Origin of the sequence: Pantoea sp. RG18 (genome assembly GCF_025910075.1) — a bacterium.
GTDB classification, from domain to species: Bacteria; Pseudomonadota; Gammaproteobacteria; order Enterobacterales; family Enterobacteriaceae; genus Pantoea; species Pantoea agglomerans.
Genome location: NZ_JAPCIL010000035.1, coordinates 1 through 554 on the forward strand (window position 1 = coordinate 1; position 554 = coordinate 554).

The 554-nt window shown below is 46.4% G+C and carries 1 protein-coding gene; it reads left to right on the plus strand.

Annotated elements, in window-relative coordinates:
• Positions 1-463, plus strand: a 463-nt coding sequence (locus OK409_RS22425; RefSeq protein ID WP_264367561.1) for a tyrosine-type recombinase/integrase, incomplete at its 5' end; no start/stop codon positions are given.
• Positions 464-554: the final 91 nt, after the last annotated feature.

Here is a 554-nt window from a genome sequence, read left to right on the forward strand (position 1 = left end):
TAGTAAACTTCGGGGCTGTGATTTGGTTAAGCTAAAAGTTTCTGATATAGCCTATGGGCACTCTGTTTCGGGCAGATCGACAGTGCTGCAGCAGAAAACGGGCAGCCCTGTTCAGTTTGAACTGACTAAGGGAACCAGAGTGGCTGTAGCCGCGTGGATCAAAATGGCTCAACTAAGTAATAGCGACTATCTCTTCCAGTCCCGCGTTGGTTCTTCAAGACACATCTCAACCAGACAATATAACCGTATTTTTCATGGATGGATTGGGAAGCTGGGTCTTGATGAGACGCTCTACAGTACGCACTCAATGCGCAGAACCAAGCCATATCTTATCTATAAAAAAACGAAGAACCTTCGGGTAATCCAGTTACTTTTGGGGCACAAAAAACTCGAAAGCACAGTACGTTACCTTGGCATTGAGGTAGATGATGCTCTGGAAATATCGGAGTCAATTGAAGTCTAGCCTGTGAGGGCTGCAACAGCAGCCCTGTGCCAGAAGCGGATGCGTCAGGTTCAAAAATGGGTAGGTAAGCGTTTTAACTTATTCGTCCGGA